The organism is Streptomyces sp. 2-1 (genome assembly GCF_048564895.1).
GTDB classification, from domain to species: domain Bacteria; phylum Actinomycetota; class Actinomycetes; order Streptomycetales; family Streptomycetaceae; genus Streptomyces; species Streptomyces phaeochromogenes.
In genome coordinates, this window is record NZ_CP183383.1 from 9,238,954 (window position 1) to 9,259,327 (window position 20,374).

Consider the following 20,374-nt stretch of genomic DNA (forward strand, 5'->3'; position numbering starts at 1 on the left):
CGCGCCCTCCCTCAGCGCATGAACGCGAGGGCGTTCTCGATTCCCTGCTCAAGGACCTCGTCGGAGAACTTCCGGTCGGACAGGGCGCGGGACAGCTGCAACGTCCCCACCACCATGGTGAAGAGCCCGATGGCCCTGCCGCGGGCGGACCGCGGATCCTCGGGTGCCAGACGGGCGGCCATCTCCTCCACGATGTCCCGCGCGCCGTCGGTGTAGGCCTGCTTGGTCTCGTCCCCGCAGCGGCCGATCTCGTCGAGCAGGGCGGCGGAGGGGCACCCGAGGCCGGGGTGGTCCCGGTGCTCGGGCGAGAGGTATTCGCGAACGAAGTCCTCGAGCCCCGGACGGCCGGGCCGCAGCGTGCCGTATCTCGCGACCTGCGTGCGCAGTTCCTCGGCCACGACATGGGCGACGAGGTCGTCCTTGGACGCGAAGTGGGCGTAGAAGGCTCCGTTGGTGAGCCCGGCGTCCGACATCAGTGTGGAGATGCCCGAGCCGTCGATGCCGTCCTGCTTGAACCGATGGCCGGCCTTCTCGATGATGCGCTGCCGCGTCACCTGCTTGTGCTCCTTGGCGTAGCGCACCACGAGCTTCCTCCGTTCGCTCCGTGAGACCGTTGCCCCGCACCCAAGCCTAGGTCATGAGCTGACGTACGTAATACTACGGTCGGCGGGCGGGCCGGCAGGAGGCACCCCGGCTGCGGCTGTCGGTCAGTCGAACGCGGCGGCGAACATGCCGGGCTCGTAGGAGCCGCCCCGCTGGTGCACGATCACGGCGAGCCGGTTGGCCGCGTTGATCAGGGCGACCAGGCAGACCAGTGCGGCGATCTGGTCGTCGTCGTAGTGCTTGCGTGCCTGGGCCCAGGTCTCGTCGGACACGCCTTCGTGGGCGTCGGCGAGCCGGGTGCCCTCTTCGGCGAGTGCCAGCGCGGCCCGCTCGGGCTCGGTGAACACGGTGGACTCGCGCCAGGCGGCGACCAGGTTGAGCCGGACCGCGGTCTCGCCGGCGGCCGCGGCCTCCTTGGTGTGCATGTCGATGCACCAGCCGCAGCCGTTGATCTGGCTGGCGCGCAGCGACACCAGCTCCTGCGTGGACTTGGGCAGCGGCGACTGCTGGATCACCAGGCCTGCGCCTGCGAACCGCTTGGCGAACCTGCCGGCGATCTCGTTGTCGAACAGGTTGAATCGGGCGTCCATGGCTTCGTCCTCACTCGTGGTGTCGCACTGGACTCGTGGTGTTGCACTGGCCGAACACGAGACGCCGGCGCCTCGCTCCCTGTGACGGGGCGGTCGTGTGACGTGCGCCACCGCTCATGGATGTCACAGAGCGGCGGCGACCGGCGTCTTGTGCGCGTGAGACCGTCGACAGCGAACAGGCAGGAGCAGCCGGTGATGAGCGAGCACGGTGAGCGCGCAGAGGGCACGGCCGGGCAACTCGCCGACGGCGGACGCACGGACCCCGCCACCGAGGCGTTCGTCGCCCATCGGAACCTGCTGTTCACCGTCGCCTACGAGATGCTCGGCTCGGCCGCCGACGCCGAGGACGTCCTCCAGGAGACCTGGCTGCGCTGGGCGGGCGTCGACCTCGGCACCGTGCGGGACCACCGCGCGTACCTGGTCCGGATCACCACGCGCCAGGCGCTGAGCCGGCTCCGTACGCTCGGCCGCCGCAAGGAGTCCTACGTCGGATCCTGGCTGCCCGAACCGCTGCTCACTACGCCCGACGTGGCCGAGGACGTCGAGCTGGCCGACAGTGTCTCGATGGCGATGCTGCTGGTGCTTGAGACGCTGCAGCCGACCGAGCGGGCGGTGTTCGTGCTGCGCGAGGTGTTCGACCTCGGGTACGACGAGATCGCCGAGGCCGTCGACAAGAACCCGGCCGCCGTCCGCCAGATCGCGCACCGGGCACGGGCGCACGTCGCGGCGCGTCGGCCGCGCGGGGTCGTTTCCCAGGCCGAGACCCGCGACGCGCTCGAAGCGTTCCAACGGGCAGTGAACACGGGCGATCTGCAGAGCCTGCTCGACACCCTCGCGCCGGATGTCGTCCTGCTCGGTGACGGCGGCGGAGTCAAGCAGGCCGTGCTGCGTCCCATCGTCGGGGCCGACAAGGTGGCCCGCCTGCTGGTCGGGGGGCTCGGCAGGGTCGCCGACGCGGTGTCGATGCGGCCCGCGCAGGTCAATGGCCACCCGGCGCTGATCGTCCGGCTCGACGGCGAGCTCGACACCGTCGTGGCGGTGCGCATCGACGACGGCCTGATCACCGGCCTCTATGCCGTACGCAATCCCGAGAAGCTGTCACACATGGAGCGGGAGACGGCCCTGCGCCGCTGAGCCCGGGCCTCCCGGAAACCATCCCGAGCCTCTCGGAAGCCATCTTGAGCGGGCCCGCGAGGCTCGGACCGGGGGTTCACGATCGAGAGTGGGGGTTCACGATCGAGGGCGGGCGCCGGATCCCAGTCGGGCGGTGACCTCCCTGGGGGTGAGCGTGGAGTGCTCCGCGGAGCACTCCACGACGACGCGGACCGGCGCGTCGCAGTCGGTGTGACGGACGTCCAGTACCGGGCCCTCGGCGCCGAGGGCGTACGTCTCGCCCCACTGGCTCAGCGCCATCAGGACGGGCCACAGGTCCCAGCCCTTGCGGGTCAGGCGGTACTCGTTGCGGGAGCGGCTGCCCGCCTCCTGGTAGGGGACGGTCTTGAGGATGTCGGCCGAGACCAGCTTTCGGAGGCGGTCGCTGAGGACAGCCTCCGACAGGCCGATGTGGCGGTGGAAGTCGTCGAAGCGGCGGACTCCGTTGACGGCGTCACGCAGGATCAGCAGCGTCCATTTCTCCCCGACCACGTCGAGCGTCCGCTGGACGGGGCAGTTCTCCGTGCTCGCCTCAAGCCACTCCATTCCGCCATCGTAGAGGCCTGGCTTCGTCATTGACAGTCAGGTGAGCCGGAAGCTAGCTTCTTTTGCAAAAGTCAGACGGGAAGGCGTTGGATCGTGGGACGAACGCGTACGTATCAGTGGGAGGACCCCGCGATCCTGGCGGAGGCCGCCGGGCGCATGGCCGGTATCGACTTCTTGCGCGAGGTGCAGGCCGGGCGACTGCCACCGCCACCCATCGGTGCCAGCATGGACTTCGCCCTGGACGAGGTGGAGCCCGGCAGGGCGGTGTTCTCTCTGATGCCGGGGGAGGAGCACTACAACCCGATCGGCAGCGTGCACGGCGGAATCTTCGCCACCCTGCTCGACTCGGCGGCGGGTTGCGCCGTCCAGTCCACCCTCCCGCAGGGCATGGCGTACACCTCGCTCGACCTGACGGTGAAGTTCCTGCGGCGGATCACCGTGGACACGGGCAGGGTGCGAGCCATCGGTACGGTGGTCAACCAGGGCCGTCAAACCGCCCTCGCCCAGGCGCAGTTGGTCGACGTGAAGGACCGTCTGCTCGCCCATGCCACCAGCAGCTGCCTGCTCTTTCCGGTGCCGCCCGCTCAGCGGTGAGACTTGGCCTTCGCCTTGGGCTTCGTCTTGGCTTCCGTTTTGGCCTTCGCCTCCGCGGGTGCCGGTCCGTGCAGCCGGTCGGTCAGTGCCCGTCGTTGTCGGAGAGTTCCTTGCGCAGGACCGTGCTCAGGGTGATGGGTTCGCGGCCGAGCAGGGTGGTCAACGTCGGGTCGACGGCGGCGAATTCGCCGGCGCGGCTCGCTGCGAAGATGCCGAGCAGCTGGTCCGCGGCCTCGGAGGGGACGCCGCGGCCCACCAACTGCTGCTGGAACCGGTCGTCGGGTGCGGTGCTCCTTGTGATGGTGCGGCCGGTGACGGCGGTGGCGATGCGCGCGATGTCGTCGAAGGTCAGCGCCTGTGCGGCGGTGAGCGGGGGTGTCGGGCCGTCGAAGCGGCCTTCGTCGGCCAGGATGACGGCTGCCGCCTCGGCGAGGTCGGCGTGGGCGGTCCAGCTGACGGGTCCGTCCGCGGGGAGCGCGACCTCGCCGGACCCCATGGCGTGGCCGAGGAACTGCACCGCGCTGGCGGCGTAGAAGCCGTTGCGCAGTGACGTGAACGGTACGCCGGAGGCGCGCAGCGCGTCCTCGGTGGCGGCGTGGTCGCGGCAGGGCTGGAAACGCGACGAGGCACCGGCGCCCATGTGGCTGGTGTAGAGGATGCGGCGGGCGCCGGCCGCGACGGCACCGTCGATCGCGGCGCGGTGCTGCCGCACGGCCTCTTCGCCCATCTTGTCGACGGAGACGACGAGCACTTGGGAGGCGCCCTCGAAGGCGTGGGCGAGGCTCGCGGCGTCCGTGAAGCTGCCTTGTCGCACCCGTATCCCCTGGTCGGCGAAGACTTGCGCCTTCTGTGGGTCGCGGACGCTGACGCCGACCTGGTCCGCGGGCACGCGGGTCAGCAGTCGTTCGACGATCTGGCGTCCGAGCTGTCCGGTGGCTCCGGTCACGATGATCATGTTGCGCTCCAGGGGTCTGGTTCCAGTGGAAACAGAAGGAGCGTATCACTGATATTAACGACGGAAACGCGTGTGCGGTATCGTTGATATATGCCACCACGTTCGCGCGCCAGGGACGGTGCTGCCGCCGTCGCTTCCGGCTCCGCTTCCGGTTCCGGTCCCGACTCCAGCTCCGATTCCGGCTCCGATTCCGCAGTCGTCGGCCGTGAGCGGACCCGGCAACGCGTCATCGAGGCCGCCGCCGACCTGCTGGCGCGCGAGGGCCGCGATGCCGTCACCACCCGCGCGGTCGCGGTCGCGGCAGGGTTGCAACCACCCGCCATCTACCGGCTGTTCGGGGACAAGGACGGGCTGCTCGAAGCGGTGGCCGAACACGGCTTCGCCACGTTTCTCGCGGCCAAGCACGTAGACCCGGACCCGCAGGACCTCATCGAGGACCTGCGAGCCGGCTGGGACCTGGCGGTCGAGTTCGGTCTGGCCAATCCCGCGCTCTACACGTTGATGTACAGCGAGCCCACCAGAGTTGCCTCGCCCGCCTTCAAGGCCGGCATGGAGATCCTGATGGGTCGTATCCGCCGTCTGGCCGCCGGTGGCCGGCTCCGCGTCGACGAGGAACTCGCGGCCACGCTCATCCACGCCACGGCACGCGGCGCTGTGCTCACTTGGCTGTCCCTGCCCGAAGACCGGCGCAACCCGGCCCTGTTGACCATTCTTCGGGAGTCCATGGTCGCCGCCGTGACCAACGAGGAGCCGGCCGTGCAGGACGCGGGCCCGGCCGGTGCCGCCCGCGCCCTGCGCGCCACGCTGCCCGAACAGACGACCCTCAGCGGCGCGGAGCAGCATTTGCTGAGGGAGTGGCTGGACCGGCTCGCCTCGGAGGGCTGAGGCTCTCGCCTACGGAGGCTGAGGCTCTCGCTTACGGAGGGCTGAGGCGCCGTGGCGTGTGTCCGGTCTCGGGGTGCGCCGAGGCGGGTTCCTCAGGCGTAGTCCGTCGGTCGATCGCCACCCCTCGACGGCGGAGCCCCTGCCGCCGCGGGCTGTCCTGGGTGCGTCGCACCTAGGGAAACGGCGGCCTGGTTGCCGTGCGGGCGCGGATCGAGTCTTGGCCCATAGGGGCCACTCGGCCCAGACTCGGCGCCTTCCGCGGCGCCTGCGAAGAGCCACCCGAAAGGGGCCCGCCATGAGCACCGACGACACCACCAGCGCCAGCCTTCTCGAACAACTGCGACGCCAGTCCGCCGACCCGCGTCGGCGCATCCTGTTCACCGGCGCCACCATCGTCACGATGGACCCGGAACTGGGCATCCTGCACGACAGCGACCTGCTCGTCGAGGGCGACGCCATCGCGGCGATCGGGCAGAACCTGACCGCGGACGGTGCCGTGGTCGTCGACGCGTCCGGCACGATCCTGGCCCCCGGTTTCGTCGACACCCACCGGCACGCCTGGGAGGCCCAGCTGCGCCGGATCATGCCGGACGTCGACGACCTCGGCGGCTACGTGATGTCCACACTCGCCGGATACGCCACGGTCTACCGCCCGCAGGACATGTACGTCGGCACCAGGCTGGCGGCGCTGACCGCGATCGACAGCGGCATCACCACCATGCTCGACTTCTCCCACAACTCCCGTACCCGTGAACACTCCGACGCGGCGATCGAAGCGCTGCGGGACACCGGAATCCGCGGGGTGCACGCCTCGATGGGGCCGCACTTCGGGGAGTGGGACCGCCAGTGGCCGGCCGACCTGACCCGCCTCAAGGACCAGTACTTCAGCAGCGACGACCAGCTGCTCACGCTCCGCATGGCGACCCTGGCCACCGACGAGATCGCCGGCCCCGTCCTCGCGTACGGTCCCGAACTCGCCCGTACCGCAGCCGACTTGGGCATCGGCGTCAGCGTCGACGCCGTCTTCGGTACGTCCTCCTCGGAGGCCGTGCTGTCCTGGGCCGAGCAGGGCATCCTCGGCCCCGATGTCACCCTGATCCATGCCACCGGTCTGACCTCCGAAGCCTGGAAGGCGATGGGGGAGTCCGGCACGACGGTCGCCCTCGCGCCCACCTCGGACGCGCAGATCGGACTGGAGACGGCCATCCCCGCCGTGGACGAGGCGCTCGCCGTCGGCATCCGTCCCGGCCTGAGCATCGACGTCGAAGTCGCCCTCGCCAGCGACATGTTCACCCAGATGCGGGCCCTGCTCGCGATCCAGCGGATGCGCGCGGTCAACGCCGCCTACGGAACCGGCGGCGACCTCTCCCGCATCACCACGCACGACGTCCTGGACTTCGCCACCCTCCAGGGCGCGCGGACCAACGGCCTCGGCGACGTCACCGGCTCGCTCACTCCCGGCAAGAAGGCCGACCTGCTGGTCGTCCAGGCCGAGGACCTCAACAACATGCCCCTCAACGACCCCATCGGCACACTGGTGTTGGGCTCCGACGCCCGCAACATCACAGGCGTCCTGGTGGGCGGCCAACCCCGCAAGTGGAACGGCCAGGTCCTCGACGTGGACCTCGCGGCCCTGCGGAGCGAGGTCAGCGCATCGCGCACGTACGTGCTCAACACACCGGCGAGCTGACCGGAGTTCGGGGGCGTTCCTCGGCTCGGCCGAGCCGAGGAACGCCCCCGTCAGACAAGGCCCGGCAACTCAACTCAGCACGAGCGCCAGTACCAGCATCAGCACCAACATTCATAATCCAGCGCCACTGACGTGCGCGCACAACGGAGTCCCCATGTCCCGCCTCAACATCCTCCGCCGATCGCCGTCGCCCACCGCGGCAGACGGATCCGCGTCACCCGAAGCATCGGACTGGCTCGCAGTGGACCGGCTCGCGGCAGACCCACCCCCGCCGACCGGGAGCCGTACGGCCTCCACGGCCCCTACCGTGGCCCTGCTGACCGCACTCGGTGTCCTCGTCGTGGGCCAGATGTACACCGTCCTGGCCATGCTGACCCCCATGGCCGACTCCTTCGCCACCACCCCGAAGCAGACGACGTGGACGGCGACCGCGTTCGGGTTCGCCTACGCGGCGGGGTTCCTGATCGCCGGACCGCTGTCCGACCGCTACGGCCCTCGGACGGTGATCACGGGCGGACTGGTGGGGGCCACCGCCACCACACTGGCGGTGAGCGCCGCTCCCAGCCTCACCTGGGCCGTCGTACTGCGCATCGCGCAGGGGCTCACCGCGGCGACGTTCGCGCCCTCGGCGTTCTCGTACATCGCCGGCCACCTCGCGCCCCACCGCCGAGGCATCGCCCTCACCTGTGTCACGAGCGGGATGCTGGCGTCCGCTGTGCTCATGCAGATCGGTGCTCAGATCGTCGCGGCCGGACTCGGCTGGCGGACGGTCTTCGTCCTCAGCGCCGCCCTCATGGCACTGAGTCTTTGGCCGGTCCGGCACATCCTGCGCCCCACGGCGGCACAGGGCTCAGGCCCCAGTCTGCTCCAGGCATTCGTCGCCGTACCGCGTCTCCTGCGCAAGCCGCGCCTCGTCGCCCTGTACCTCGCCACGGCCACGGTCATGGCTTCCTTCGTGGCCGTCTACACGGCGGTCGTGGTCGCCGGACCTCCTGGCGTGGCAGGCGACAACGCCGCCCTGCTCGCCCTACGGGCCAGCGCCCTGCCCGCCCTCGTCGCCGTACCGCTCCTCACGTCCGCCCTGCATCGCCTGGCAGCGCCGGTACGCGTCGTACTGGCGATGTCCGTGGCAGCCGGAGCGGTCGCGGCGGGCTCCGCGCTGGGCGGCGATGTCCGCGTCCTCGCGCTGGTGTTGCTCGTGTTCGTGGCAGCGGTGGCGACGGCCGCTCCCGCCGTCGTCGAGATCGTGCACACCATGGCGTCCCACGCCCGGGGCGCGGGCGTCGCCCTCTACGCCTGCAGCATGTTCCTCGGCGCCAGCCTGGGCCCCCAATTGGCCGGTGCCCTTTCCGGGCAGGGCTTCGGCGGCATCCTCCGCGCCGTCGCGGTACTGCTGGTGGTGGGCACGCTGCTCTCCCTGCCTGCCTTGGCCGGCCGTCGGCGCGACCGGTGAAACCTGGCGGAGTACTGCTTGGATCCGCTCCCGACGTACCTCCGTCACGGACAAACCAGTGAGCTCCAGCCCCTGCTCGCCATCAGGCGGAGGGGCTGGAGCTCACTGGTTCGTTCAACGCCGGTACGGGGCAAGGCCGGTCAAGGCCGGAACAGGCCAACGCCGGTACGGGCAGGGCCCGTACCGGCAAAGGCGTCAGCCGAGTCGCATGGCGTACCCCGCGTGGTGCAACTCCTCGCCCTGGAACTCGCCGAAGGCCCAGAAGCCGAGGTCGTCCAGGTAGTCGATGCGGTCGCCGTCGATCCAGTACCGGCCCTCGTAGGCGTGCGGGCGGCCGCCCCGCGTCTCGTCGTAGCGGCCGTCGGTGGTGAGTTCCTGGTGCAGGAAGTCGTTCTTGTCGATCCAGACGCCGACGCGCGGGCTGCCGGTCATGTCCCCGGCGGCCGGGATACCGGCCTCGGGCGCGGTGGGGCGGTCGGGGGCGTCGGTGCCGGCCCACAGGACGGGCCTGCCGGCCGCGACCAGGGCGCGGACCTGGTTCGGGCGGGTCAGGAGGGTGGCCTGTGCGCTCGCCACGTCGGCGGCGCACTCGTCGGGGACGACGAGCAGGTCGCCGGCGTTCCCCGGGGTCAGCGTCGCGACGTACTCCGAGCGGTGGCCGCGTCCGCCGACCAGGGCGACCGTGTCCACGACCGCCGGTACGACGGTCATGCCCGTGCAGTCGACGACGATGGCGTTGTCGTCCTGTGCCGCCGTGATGATGCCCGGGCCGACGCCCACGAGCAGGGCGCCCACGAGCAGGACGTCGGCGCCGGTCATGGTCCCGATCAGCGGGTCCATCGTCAGGACCCGGGCGTTGGTGAACAGGACGGGACGTCCCGCGTCGTTCGAGACGATCTCGTCGAAGGCCTTGCTGTTCCAGCGCACGGTGCCCGTTCCCGTGCCCGTTTCCGTGTGCGTTGCGGTGTCGCTCATCGCCGGCTCCTCAGGTGAGTGGTTCCGTCGGCCTGTGGATTGCGTCGAGCGCGTTCGCGCCGGCCGAGACGGGTCGGCAGCTCCTTGCGGCTGCCCTACGGCCAGCCTGATCGCGGCCACGCAACGGAACCAGGCCGCCGTTTACCCAGGTGTTCGGCACCCACCCTGGGCGCAGGTTCGCACGCGGCGGCACGTCCTGCGACGGTCCCTCCTGGCCGTGGCGCAGTCAGTGCGCGGCCACGCACGGCTGACGTCCGGCCAGTGCGCGAAGTCCCACCTCCTCGGCCTCCCTCAACTGCAACTGGTAGCTGCCCACGCCGTGGGATGGTCCACTGACAGCCGGTGCTTCCTCCTGAACTTGCTCTGGACCCGGTTTCGGCACCGCCGAAACCGATCGAGTGCGCGATCCCGACCGTGATACCACTTCGTGATTCGTAAGATGATCACGAGACGCGCAAGGGGTCGGCGAGCATGGCGCTTGGAGAACTGGTGAAACTGCGGGCGATGGGTCCCGCGGACGCCGACGCACTGTGGCGCTGGAACCACGACCCTCAGGTCATGCGGTGGATGGACGACACGTATGCCCAGCCGGTGGAGCGCGTCCGCAAGTGGCTGGAAGAGCGCCCCCGCAATGCCTATGGCGACTTGCTCCTTGGCATTGAGGCGCTGGCCGACGGCCAGCTCATCGGCCTGGTCATGCTGCATGACGCTGACCCGGAGAAGGGCGTCGCGAAGCTCGATATCTACCTGGGTGAGAAGGCGTACTGGGGCCGCGGATACGCCACCGACGCGGTGCGGACGATCTGCCGCTACGGCTTCGAGGACATGCGCCTCCACAAGGTGACGCTGACCGTGGTTACCGAGAACCATGCCGCGCGCAGGGTCTACGAGAAGGTCGGCTTCGTTGAGGAAGGCCGCCTTCGTCAGGTCTTCCGCCGTGACGGCAAGTGGTACGACATGTTCACGATGGGGCTGCTGGCGGGCGAGCTCTGCTGAGACCGGGGTGGGATGGGAGACGGCCTACGGCCTGTTCTGACGCTGGCAACGCAACGGCACCTGAAAGCACACAGCACTTTCAAAACACGCCCCACGGCGCCGGCCCGGGTGCGCCGGTCGCTCGGGTCGGGCCCACACCGGCCCGTACCGCCGCCGGCCCCGTTTCGCCACAGGCCCCGAACCACCGCCTCGCTCACCCGTCGGCCTCGCCCCCCCAGCCGGGAATCGCGCACTGGTCCATACCTGTCCCGGGGCAGTGAATCGTTTTGGCGAGTCCCTGTCAATGACTCAAAGGGGCAGCATTTTCAGTGGAGTTCAGGAGGGGCGCGATGGGTTGACAGCCCATTTCCGGGCGCCCATCATCGGTGCAACTTCGGCGAGGCGCCTCGCAGACCCACTGTTCCATGAGTCCCAGGCCTTCGTGGGCGATCGATTTGAATCGATTCAGGCAACTTGTTTCCGCACCGATCCGGGAGGTACTCATGCGGCGCCGCCGTCTCCTGCTCCACCGAACGCCCTTTCCGGGAAGCCTGGTCGGCCTCGCCATGGTCGTGGCCTCCGCGCTGACCGTGGCTCCCGCGCCGTCCGCCGACGCGTCCGCTCCCGCGTCCGTGACGACGGCGAAAGAGCCAACCGTCGCGCCCAGAGCGGCCGTTGACCCCCTGAACTACTCGCCGACCTCACGCACCCTCAAGCCGACCGCCGTCCACAAGACGTCCGGTAGTGTCGCCAACCCGCAGAACGTCCTCAGCGGGCAGCCGACGAGGATCTCCGGCTCGCAGTCGGCCATCACGCTCGACTTCGGCAAAGAGGTCGGCGGTGTGACAACGTTGTCTTTCGGCAGTACCAGCAGCGGTAGCCAACGGGTCGGTCTGGCGTACAGCGAGTCGTCCCTGTACGTGGGCAACAACAGCGACCGGAGCAGCGGTCGCGACGGCGAGGACGGGGCCCTCTACGCCACGGCCTTCGCCAACGGCACCTACACGGTGCCCACCGCGAAGCAGCGGGGCGGCTTCCGCTACCTGACCGTCTTCCTCGACACCTCGGGCTGGGTGGACCTCAAGGGCGTGAGCCTCGACTTCACGGCGGCTCCGGGGAAGAGCAACCCCGCCGACTACGCCAACTACTTCCACTCCAACGACGAACTGCTCAACCGCATCTGGTACGCCGGGGCGTACACCGTGCAGCTCAACACGATCGCCTCGAACCAGGGCCGCGCCTGGCCCCCGCCGGCCTCGGAGTGGGACAACGGCGCCACCATCGGGGTGGGTGACTCCATCCTGGTCGACGGGGCCAAGCGCGACCGTACGGTGTGGCCCGGCGACCTGGGCATCGCCGTACCCAGTCAGTACGCGTACTCGGGCGACCTCACCTCGACCCGCAACGCGCTCACCACGATGTTCGACGCGCAGTCCGCCGAGGGTGAAATCCCGTGGTCGGGGCCGCCGTTCAACCTCAAGGGCTCGGACACCTACCACACCTGGACGCTGCTGGGCACGTCGACGTACTACACGTACACGGCCGACCGGGCGTGGCTGGACTCCCAATGGGCCGACTACAAGCGTGGGATGGCCTTCATCATCAACAAGATCGGCAGCAGCAACCTGCTCAATGTGACCCGCACACAGGACTGGGCCCGGTCCGGCCAGGGCGGCGAGAACATCTCCGCCAACGCGCTGCTGTACGCCGCGCTCAGGGGCGGCGCCACCCTGGCCACGGTCGAGGGCGACAGCGCGCTCGCCGCGAGCTGGAACAGCAGGGCGGCGGCCCTCAAGACGGCGGCCAACTCCCGTCTGTGGGACGCCTCGAAGGGGATGTACAAGGACAACCCGACCAGCGGCCTGTACCCGCAGGACGGCAACTCGCTCGCCGTCTGGTACGGGCTCACCGACTCCGCGGCCAAGTCGAAGAGCGTCATCGCGGGGCTCGGCACGCGCTGGGGCACCTACGGCCCGACCACTCCCGAGTGGGGCGGCAACGTCTCGCCGTTCGTGGGCGGCATGGAGCTGAACGCCCGCTTCACCGCCAACGACGACCACGGCGCCCTGGACCAGATCCGCCGTACCTGGGGTCACATGCTGAACAGCGACATCGGCACCAAGAGCACCTTCTGGGAGGGAATCAAGGCCGACGGCGGCCTCGCCTACGGCGGCTCGTTCATGAGCCTGGCCCACGGCTGGTCCAGCGCGCCGACCTCCACGCTCACCTTCGACGTGCTCGGCACCGCACCGGAGTCGGCGACCGGCGCGTACCGCTTCGTCCCGCACCCCGGAGATCTGACCAGCGCAGAGGGCCGCATCACCATGCCCCAGGGTGCCGTCAACGCGAACTGGTCCCGCGACCCCGCGGCCGGCACCTACTCGGCGCACCTCACCAGCCCGTCCGGCACCAACGGCCGTATCGGAGTCCCGAAGTTCGGCGGCGGCAACGTCACGGTGTCCGTGAACGGCAGCGTCGTCTGGCGCAACGGAACCTTCACGCCCACCTCCGGCATCACCGGCGGCAGCCAGGACGACACCTACGTCTACCTCACCGGTGTCGCCCCGGGCGGCTACACCGTGACCGCCACCGGACTGGGCAACCCCGCTCCACCCGCCGAGCCGGGCACCGGCGCCCTGCGCGCGGGCTTCACCCGGTGCGCGGGCGAGGGCGGTACGTGTTCCTTCAGCGGCACCCGCTCGGTGGCCTACGGGGCCGGGACGTACAGGTACAAGACGGTGACCGACAGCACCGCGTGCACCAACACCGCCTTCGGCGGCGACCCGGCGTCGGATCTCGTCAAGTCCTGCTACGTCGCCGACGCGGGTGGCCCGCCCGGATACACCGTCTGCGCCGCCGAGGGCGCCAACTGCTCCGTTCCCGGCTACAACCGTGACGTGGCGTACGGCGCCAACGGCAACTTCGCCCACCAGGTCACCAACGGCTCCGTCGCCTGCACCAACGCCCACTTCGGCGACCCCATCGACGGCGTGGCCAAGTCCTGCTATCTGCCGCCGGCCGGGGGACCACCCGGTGGCTGGACCAAGTGCGCCGACCAGAACGGCACTTGCCCGGCTGCCGCCGGACAGCCGGTGATGTACGGAGCCTTCGGCGCGTTCGCCACCGCCACGGCCACCGGTAACACCCCGTGCACCGACGCCACGTTCGGCGACCCGATCTCCGGGGAGTCGAAGTCCTGCTACACCGCCACCGGCGGCCCGCCCGGCTATGCAACGGCCTGCTCCGCCGAAGGCGGCACGTGCTCCTTCAGCGGACAGCGGACCGTCGCCTACGGCGCACGCGGCAGCTTCCTGTACAAGTCGTCCACCGGCGGCACGGGTTGCACGACGGCGGCGTTCGGCACCGATCCGCTGCCGGGCGTGAGCAAGTCCTGCTACCTCACGTCCTGAGCGGTAGGACCTACCTCATGTCCTGAGCGGTACGACACGTCCGGCAGCCCTCGCCTCCCCGCGGTTCGGGGGCTGCCGGATCACTCCGGGTTGGCCTCTGCGTCCTTCTGCAGCTGCACTGCCGCGAGCAGGCTCAGCTGGGGCTCCGCCTGGCGCAGTGCCTTCACCGCTTCGACCGAGGTGATGTCCCCGGTGAAGCCGGTGTCGGCCAGCCGGGAGCGGACCCAGCGGGCGCGCAGCTGGGTTTCGGTGGCGGCGGCGGTGGACTCGACGAGGGCTGCGGCGCGTTCCAGGCCCGGGCGCTCCTCCGGCGAGGCTTCGGCCAGTGCCTGGCGCAGGGCCGCCGCGACCACGTCCGTGTCCCGGATGGTCAGCACGAAGTTGTTCTTCTTGCTCAGTCCCATGATTCCTGTCATGGGGGTCAGCCTGGCCGTCATGATCCGTGTGTGCCAAGCGACTTGAGGAGGCTCAGAGGCTACCGGCTGCCCGGCTACTGGCTGCCTCCTGCCGGACACCGGCTACCGGCCGTCGGCCTCTGCCGTCAGTGCGAAGGCCAGCAACGCCGTCGTGGTGAAGTCGAGGGCGGGCTCCACGGTCTGCCAGGCGCCCACGTCGTCCACGTACCGCGCGCCCTTGCCGTCGAAGTCGGTCCAGGCTCCTGTCGGCGGGGCGGCCGTGCACTTCTTCATGGTCGGGAAGCCGTTCAACTCCTCAAGCTTCGAAGCCTCGTTGGGGCCGTTGACCACCGCGCCCCGCAGGATGGCGCCCTTTCCGTCGTGGCTGCCGCGGAGGTTGGCCAACTGGTGTTCCGGGCAGTGCGGGTAGACCTCGCCCGCACCGATCATGAAGCTGGTTCCCCAGGCGTTGGCGCCGAGGGCCCAGCCCCGCTGCTGCCCGGCGAAGGCCGTGTAACGGGTGTCCCCGGTGGCCTTGGCGTACAGGCGGGCGGTGGCGACCAGCCCGAAAGTGTGTGGTACGGCGTCGAAGTCGTCGTAGACGGCACCGGCGCGGAACGGGTCGTGCCCGGCACGGTCGACACCGTCGTCCAACTGGCGGCGCAGATCCTCGTACAGCTCCTCGTCCCCGACGCCGTTCGTCCGGGTGCCGTTCAAGGCGGTGGCCAGGTCCACATGGGCCAGGGCGCTGACGTCCGCGACGTTGAGGGTTCCCTTGACGTCGGAGTCCAGGTAGGCGCGCGCCCAGCGGGCCGAGTCGGCCGTCCAGTCGCCCTCCCGGTCGTCGCCCAACGTCCCTGCCGCCAGAGCCAGTTCGGCGCCCGCGAACTCCATGTCGTCCTGCCAGGAGTCCTCGGGATAGAAGGCGCTCGGGAAGGCGGTGAAGAGCGGCACGTCGGGGTCCGGGTCGGTGTCGGCCAGGTCGTAGACGGCGGCGGCCTTGTCCAGCCACTCCTGCGCCTCGTCGGGGTCGGTGTCGGCCGCGCGCTGTGCGGCGAGGGCGAAGACCGCGGCCACGCGTCCCGCCAGGCTGGGGGTGATCGGCTCGCCCGGGTCGTTCGCGCGGAAGACCGGCCGGTGCTTGATCGTGTAGTCAGGGTCACCGGGTGACACGTCGAGCCGGTCGTCGGCCTCGGGCAGCCGCCACACGTCGTGATCCGTCCGTACGTTCTCGTTGCCCGCGCCGATGCCGACCTGGGCGTAGAGCGTCTCACTGTCCTCGTCCCACATCTTGTCCAGCCAGTCCAGCCCGTGTGTGGCCTCGGCGGACAGTTCCTTCACGTGCGGCAAGTCCCGCTGGGCGATGAGGAGTTCGGCGACCGAGTAGGAGCTGGTTCCGGTGAACTTGAGGAAGTCTCCCGCGTCGAACCAGCCGCCCGAGACGTCGGCCCGGTCATCGGTCGGAGTAAGCCGCTCGTCGAGCAGCTCGTTGCCCTCCTCGTCGTACTCCGGATCGGCGTAGACGGTCGCGTCCTCGTCGGCGAGATGGGACGGGCCGTGCTTGAGGGCGCCAGCGGGAAGCGCACCGGCGGGAAGCACGTCGGCTCCGTCGCGCTGGGCCTGGAGGAAGCGGACGTTGTCCCGGACGAGCGGGGTCATCAGCTCGCGGGCGTCGGCGACGCGGAAGGCGGGCGAGCGGCCGGCGGCGGTACCGGTCAGGACGATGCGGTAGGTGCCGGGGGTGTTCAGCGCGGACAGGTCGGCGGTGTGTACCGAGGGGTACTTGGCGTTCCAGCGGCCGGTGACGGCTCCGAGCCTGCCCGCCGTCACCGCCTTGCCTTTGGCGTCGACGACCTTGAAGCGTGCTCCGGCGAGTGCCGCCGAGGGCCCCATGACGTAGGCCTGTTTCTTCTCGCCTCGCACATAGCCGACCTGGTCGACCCGCACGGCCACCTCGGGAACAGACGGCGCGGAGACCCCGCCGTACAGGTTCATGGCGACGAGCACGGCTCCGAGGCTTGCGGCGGTGGTGGCGGTGACCAGCAGCGCGGGGCTGCGCAATACGTTCATGCGCCCACGGTGCCGGGACCTTCATGAGATGAGGATGAGGACGCCGGGGGCACGTCCGTGGGCAGTCGCAGTTCGGCGAGCAGGCCGCCGCCGGGAGCGTCCGCGAGGCGGGCGGTGCCGTGATGCAGTCCGGCGATCCAGCGGACGATGGCGAGGCCTGCCCCTGTTCCCGAGGCGGCCCCCCTTCCTGTGGCGGCCCTCGATTGCGAGGCGGCTCCCGCGCTTGAGGAAGCCCCCGTGACACCCCGGCCGAAGACCCGCTCCCGGTCCGCGGGTGGCACACCCGCCCCGTGGTCGCGGACCGTGACGAGGCCCGGTGTGACGGTGACCTCTACCGGCGATCCGGCCGGACCGCCGTGACGCTGAGCGTTCTCCACCAGGTTCCGTACGGCCTGGGCCAGCAGGTCCGGGTCCCCGAGCACCACCACCGGCTCGGAGCTCACCGTGACGCTCTCGTGGTCCGGCAGCCCCTCGACCGTGGTCTCCACCAGCTGGTCGAGGCGCAGGGGCACCAGCTCGGCGCGCTGGGCACCGGACTCAAGCCGGGCCCTTGCGAGCAGCCCGGTGACCAGCCGACTGAGCCGGTCCACCAGCCGCAGGGCCTCGTCGGAAGCACCCGAAGCACCCGAAGCACCCGGAGCACCAGATGAGCCCGAAATCCCCGAAGCACCGGATGAGGAACTCCGCTCCACCACAAGCCGCAACGTCGCCAGCGGCGTACGCAACTCGTGTGCCGCTTCGGCCAGGAACTGTTCCTGCTGGGCCAGTCCGCGCAGGGCGGGACGCATGGCCCGGCCGGACAGCAGGTGGCCGACGGCCGCGGCGCAGCACACCAGAGCCGTACAGCCGAGGGCCAGCCAGCGCACCAGGAGGTCGTGATCGCGTTCGCTGCGTGCCAGTTCCGTGCCGACCAGTACGGCCGCCCCGATCCGGTCCCCGTCCCAGACCGGAGCCGCCGCCCACCTCAGCCGCCCGCCCCCGGCGGCGGGTGCGCTGACGAGGACCGTCCCCTGCTCGTCCAGGACACTCCGCCAGACCTCGTCCAGGCGGTCCCGCCCGGGCAGCGACGAGCGCCCGGGTACGACGTTCCGCACCTTCGGAGTCTGGCCCGGCGCCGCCTGCAGAACGGCCAACACCTGCGCGCCCTGGGCGAGTTCGTCCTCCCTCAGCGGCTCCAGGTGGAGCACCCCCGTGTCGAACCAGACCGCCCGCGACAGGCCGACGGCGCGGCTGCCGACCTCGTGGTCGAGGCCGGAGCGGCGGGACTGGGAGTCGATACGTACGGCGACAACGGCGAGTACGACGAGACAGGCCGCCGTCGTCGAGGCGAACAGGAGCGTCATCAACCGACGGGTACGCCGCAGCCGGGCCACGGCGGGCGACAGGGACGACGTTGTGGTCCGGCGGATCACGCCGACGCCCCGTCGCCCAGCCGGTAGCCGACGCCGCGCACCGTCCCGATCGGATCGGGCGGCCCGAGCCGTCGCCGCAGCTGGCCGATGAGGACGTCCACCACATTGGACATCGGCTCGCTCGCCTCGTCCCAGCAGCTCTCGATCAGCTCGGTGCGTGTCACCACCTCGCCCGCGCGCAGCATCAGCAGTTCGAGGACCGCGAACTCCTTGGCCGACAGGCTGAGCAGCACCCCGGCCCGGGACACGCGGCGTCGCGGGAGGTCGACGTCCAGGTCACCCACCCGCAGAATCGGAGGCCGCGCCGGCTGCTCCCTGCGGCACAACGCCCGTACCCGTACGACGAGTTCGGCGAAGGCGAAGGGCTTGACCAGATAGTCGTCGGCCCCGTGCTCGAAGCCGGCCACCCGGTCGCTCACCGCGTCCAGCGCCGTCAGGAGGAGAAAGGGCAGCACGGATCCCGCCCGCCGGTGTGCGGCGAGCAGCGTGAGCGAGTCACCGTCCGGGACCGAGCGGTCGGCCACGACACAGTCGTAGCTGTTGACGGAGAGCTTGAGATCCGCTTCGGCGAGAGTCCGCGAGAGGTCCACCGCGAAACCCGAATCCCGCAGCTGAGCAGCGACGACGGGCCCCAGCTCGGGATCGTCCTCCAAGACCAATACGCGCATGGCCCGGAGCTTAGACGGTGCGGTCGCCGGGGCCCGATGGCCCGGAGCTCGGTGGTCGCCCGGTCGTGCGGGGGCCGTCATGTCCGCCGACGCGTCATGGCGGGGGAGGAACAGCCGAACGCTGTTCCTCCCCCGCCATGACGGGCCGGACTTCAGACGACCTGGGCCGTGGGCAGGATGGTGATCTCGGTGAGGTTGACGTGACGCGGGACGGCGGCCATGAAGGCGACGGTCTCGGCGACATCGGCGCTCTGGAGAACGTCGATGTCGTGGATGAGGTCGGCCATCAGCTTGGACGCGTCGGGGTCGGTGACATGGTCGGGCAGTTCGGTGTCGACCATGCCCGGCTCGATGGTGGCGACGCGAACCATCTTGGGACCGAGCTCGACGCGGAGCAGCCGGGTGAGGTGGCTGATGTACGCCTTGGTGCCGGAGTAGATGGAGAACTTCGCCAGGATGCGGGTGGCCGCGATGGACGAGGTGTTGATCAGGTCGGCGGGCCTGCCCTGGGCGGCGGAGTCCGTCAGGTGGGGCAGGAACGCGGCGATGACGTTCATCAGGCCGCTGATGTTGAGGTCGATCTGGCGCTGCCAGTCGTCGACCTTCAGCTCCTCGATGCCGGAGATGAGCTGGACACCGGCGTTGTTGAACACGAGGTCGGCCTTGCCGAAACGGGCGGCTACCTGGTCGGCGGCGGTCTGGACGGCCGCGCGGTCGGTGACGTCGACGGCCAGGGCGAACGCCGTGCCGCCGGCGGCCTCGATGTTCTTGACCAGGCTGTCGAGACGCTCCTTGCGCCGGGCCAGCACGACCACGGTGGCGCCGAGTTCGGCGAGGCGTTCGGCGGTGACGGCACCCATGCCGCTGGAGGCGCCGGAGACGACGGCGACACGGCCGGCCAGGGGAGTGCCCGTGAGCAGAGCAGCAGACATCACAAAACCTCAATCTGATTGATCGGGAGGTGGGGAGAGCTGATCGGGAGGTGTGGAGAGCTCTTTGATCGGAGGGTGGGGAGAGCCGAAGGTGGGGAGTCGGCTGGTGGGTCAGGCGGCGTCCTCGTGCCCGGTGGCGGCGGACTTCTCGCGCCATGGGGCGAGGTCGTCCTGCACCTGCTGGTACTTGACGTCGAGCCGCTCAAGGGTGTCGCGCCCCAGGTAGAGGTGCGTGGGCAGCTTCTCGGCGGAAGCGACCTCGACGATGAGGGCGGCGCCCTTGACGGGGTCGCCGAGCTGGGCGTGGTTGGCCCGGTCGATCCAGTCCAGCGTCACGTGCGCGGGGGTGTCGTCGTAGTCGGTGATGCGGTTCGCAGCCACGGAGAGCGAGCTGGAGTCGAGGAAGTCGGTGCGGAAGACACCCGGCTCGACGACCACCGACTGGATTCCGAACGGGGCCATCTCGGCGGAGAGCGCTTCGCTGATACCGGCGACCGCGAACTTCGACGCGCAGTACAGGCTGACACCGGGCTCGCCCTCGAAGCCCGAACGGGAGCCGATGTGCACGAGCTTGCCCGAGCCCTGCTTGCGCATGACGGGCAGCACCGCGCGGGTGACGTTGATCAGACCGAAGACGTTGAGGTCGAACAGCGACCGGGCCTCCGCGTCGGTGATCTCCTCCAGCGCGCCGAGCAGCCCGCGACCGGCGTTGTTCACCAGGACGTCGATGCCACCGAACCGCTCCACCGCGGCGTCGACCGCCCGCGGGATGCTGTCGTTGTCCGTGACGTCCAGGGCGACCGCGAATACCCGGTCGGAATCCTTCAGATCGGCCGGCACCCGCTCCGGGTTCCTTACGGCAACCACGACATTGTTACCGCCCGCCAGAGCGGCCCGAGCGATTTCAGCACCGATTCCGCGGGAAGCGCCGGTGACAAACCACGTAGCCATGGGAAAAACCTCTTTCGTCGTTTCCCCTTTTCGGGGATTTCCTGTTGACGTATTCGAGTCTGCCCATGGGCCGAGGTGCGATGAAGGCTGTGCTTTTCCTGGGAGTCCCATACCTAGG

Annotated in this window: 18 protein-coding genes; 7 read left to right on the forward strand and 11 right to left on the reverse strand. The window is 70.0% G+C overall.

The annotated features are described in order from the left end of the window. Window positions 1-11: 11 nt before the first annotated feature. Together ACN20J_RS40530 and ACN20J_RS40535 are read right to left on the reverse strand one after the other, a co-directional pair. The gene (locus ACN20J_RS40530) at window positions 12-584 is read right to left on the reverse strand and encodes a TetR/AcrR family transcriptional regulator (protein WP_189839689.1); all 573 of its coding nucleotides are present in this window, start codon (window positions 582-584) and stop codon (window positions 12-14) included. 123 nt (window positions 585-707) lie between these two features. Further along, window positions 708-1,193: a carboxymuconolactone decarboxylase family protein gene (locus ACN20J_RS40535; protein WP_189839688.1), complete on the reverse strand. Its 486-nt coding sequence runs from the start codon at window positions 1,191-1,193 to the stop codon at window positions 708-710. A 195-nt stretch (window positions 1,194-1,388) separates the two neighbouring features. Between ACN20J_RS40535 and ACN20J_RS40540 the strand changes: the two genes are divergently transcribed. Further along, window positions 1,389-2,327 carry an RNA polymerase sigma-70 factor gene (locus ACN20J_RS40540; protein ID WP_419667863.1) on the forward strand — a complete coding sequence of 313 codons (939 nt, stop codon included), beginning with the start codon at window positions 1,389-1,391 and terminating at the stop codon, window positions 2,325-2,327. Window positions 2,328-2,423: 96 nt separating this feature from the next. On the opposite strand, the gene ACN20J_RS40545 is transcribed toward ACN20J_RS40540, so the two are convergent. Next, window positions 2,424-2,891 (reverse strand): winged helix-turn-helix transcriptional regulator, encoded by a 468-nt coding sequence (locus ACN20J_RS40545; protein WP_189839686.1) that lies wholly within the window; start codon window positions 2,889-2,891, stop codon window positions 2,424-2,426. A 93-nt stretch (window positions 2,892-2,984) separates the two neighbouring features. Between ACN20J_RS40545 and ACN20J_RS40550 the strand changes: the two genes are divergently transcribed. After that, window positions 2,985-3,485: a PaaI family thioesterase gene (locus tag ACN20J_RS40550; RefSeq protein WP_189839685.1), complete on the forward strand. Its 501-nt coding sequence runs from the start codon at window positions 2,985-2,987 to the stop codon at window positions 3,483-3,485. Window positions 3,486-3,567: 82 nt separating this feature from the next. Here the strand turns inward: ACN20J_RS40550 and ACN20J_RS40555 are convergent, their stop codons facing one another. Then, window positions 3,568-4,440, reverse strand: a complete 873-nt coding sequence (locus ACN20J_RS40555) for an SDR family oxidoreductase (protein WP_419667864.1) — start codon at window positions 4,438-4,440, stop codon at window positions 3,568-3,570. Between the two features lie 90 nt (window positions 4,441-4,530). On the opposite strand from ACN20J_RS40555, the gene ACN20J_RS40560 reads away from it, so the two are divergent. The 3 genes from ACN20J_RS40560 (at window position 4,531) to ACN20J_RS40570 (ending at window position 8,468) form a co-directional block, all read left to right on the forward strand. After that, window positions 4,531-5,325 (forward strand): TetR/AcrR family transcriptional regulator, encoded by a 795-nt coding sequence (locus ACN20J_RS40560; protein WP_419667865.1) that lies wholly within the window; start codon window positions 4,531-4,533, stop codon window positions 5,323-5,325. A gap of 295 nt (window positions 5,326-5,620) precedes the next feature. Further along, entirely contained in the window at window positions 5,621-7,015 is a 1,395-nt protein-coding gene (locus ACN20J_RS40565) for an amidohydrolase family protein (RefSeq protein ID WP_190227270.1), read from the forward strand. 154 nt (window positions 7,016-7,169) lie between these two features. Further along, window positions 7,170-8,468, forward strand: coding sequence for an MFS transporter (locus ACN20J_RS40570; RefSeq protein ID WP_419667866.1), 1,299 nt, complete (start codon window positions 7,170-7,172; stop codon window positions 8,466-8,468). 195 nt (window positions 8,469-8,663) lie between these two features. On the opposite strand, the gene ACN20J_RS40575 is transcribed toward ACN20J_RS40570, so the two are convergent. Further along, window positions 8,664-9,443: an Atu4866 domain-containing protein gene (locus ACN20J_RS40575; protein ID WP_419667867.1), complete on the reverse strand. Its 780-nt coding sequence runs from the start codon at window positions 9,441-9,443 to the stop codon at window positions 8,664-8,666. Window positions 9,444-9,914: 471 nt separating this feature from the next. Between ACN20J_RS40575 and ACN20J_RS40580 the strand changes: the two genes are divergently transcribed. Together ACN20J_RS40580 and ACN20J_RS40585 are read left to right on the forward strand one after the other, a co-directional pair. Continuing rightward, window positions 9,915-10,439, forward strand: coding sequence for a GNAT family N-acetyltransferase (locus ACN20J_RS40580; RefSeq protein ID WP_419667868.1), 525 nt, complete (start codon window positions 9,915-9,917; stop codon window positions 10,437-10,439). A gap of 482 nt (window positions 10,440-10,921) precedes the next feature. Continuing rightward, the gene (locus ACN20J_RS40585) at window positions 10,922-13,828 is read left to right on the forward strand and encodes an MGH1-like glycoside hydrolase domain-containing protein (RefSeq protein ID WP_419667869.1); all 2,907 of its coding nucleotides are present in this window, start codon (window positions 10,922-10,924) and stop codon (window positions 13,826-13,828) included. 80 nt (window positions 13,829-13,908) lie between these two features. Here the strand turns inward: ACN20J_RS40585 and ACN20J_RS40590 are convergent, their stop codons facing one another. The 6 genes from ACN20J_RS40590 to ACN20J_RS40615 form a co-directional block, all read right to left on the reverse strand. Beyond that, on the reverse strand, window positions 13,909-14,244 hold the full coding sequence (locus tag ACN20J_RS40590; RefSeq protein ID WP_419667870.1) for a hypothetical protein: 336 nt from the start codon (window positions 14,242-14,244) through the stop codon (window positions 13,909-13,911). A 102-nt stretch (window positions 14,245-14,346) separates the two neighbouring features. Continuing rightward, window positions 14,347-16,293 carry a glycoside hydrolase family 9 protein gene (locus ACN20J_RS40595; RefSeq protein ID WP_419667871.1) on the reverse strand — a complete coding sequence of 649 codons (1,947 nt, stop codon included), beginning with the start codon at window positions 16,291-16,293 and terminating at the stop codon, window positions 14,347-14,349. After that, a complete protein-coding gene (locus ACN20J_RS40600) occupies window positions 16,290-17,636 on the reverse strand; it encodes a sensor histidine kinase (protein WP_419667872.1) in 1,347 nt (448 codons plus the stop codon). Before ACN20J_RS40600 ends, ACN20J_RS40595 begins: the two co-directional genes overlap by 4 nt. 65 nt (window positions 17,637-17,701) lie before the next feature. Continuing rightward, entirely contained in the window at window positions 17,702-18,373 is a 672-nt protein-coding gene (locus tag ACN20J_RS40605; RefSeq protein ID WP_419667873.1) for a winged helix-turn-helix domain-containing protein, read from the reverse strand. 152 nt (window positions 18,374-18,525) lie between these two features. After that, a complete protein-coding gene (locus ACN20J_RS40610; protein WP_213089858.1) occupies window positions 18,526-19,308 on the reverse strand; it encodes an SDR family oxidoreductase in 783 nt (260 codons plus the stop codon). A gap of 108 nt (window positions 19,309-19,416) precedes the next feature. Then, on the reverse strand, window positions 19,417-20,256 hold the full coding sequence (locus ACN20J_RS40615) for an SDR family NAD(P)-dependent oxidoreductase (RefSeq protein ID WP_361990620.1): 840 nt from the start codon (window positions 20,254-20,256) through the stop codon (window positions 19,417-19,419). Window positions 20,257-20,374: the final 118 nt, after the last annotated feature.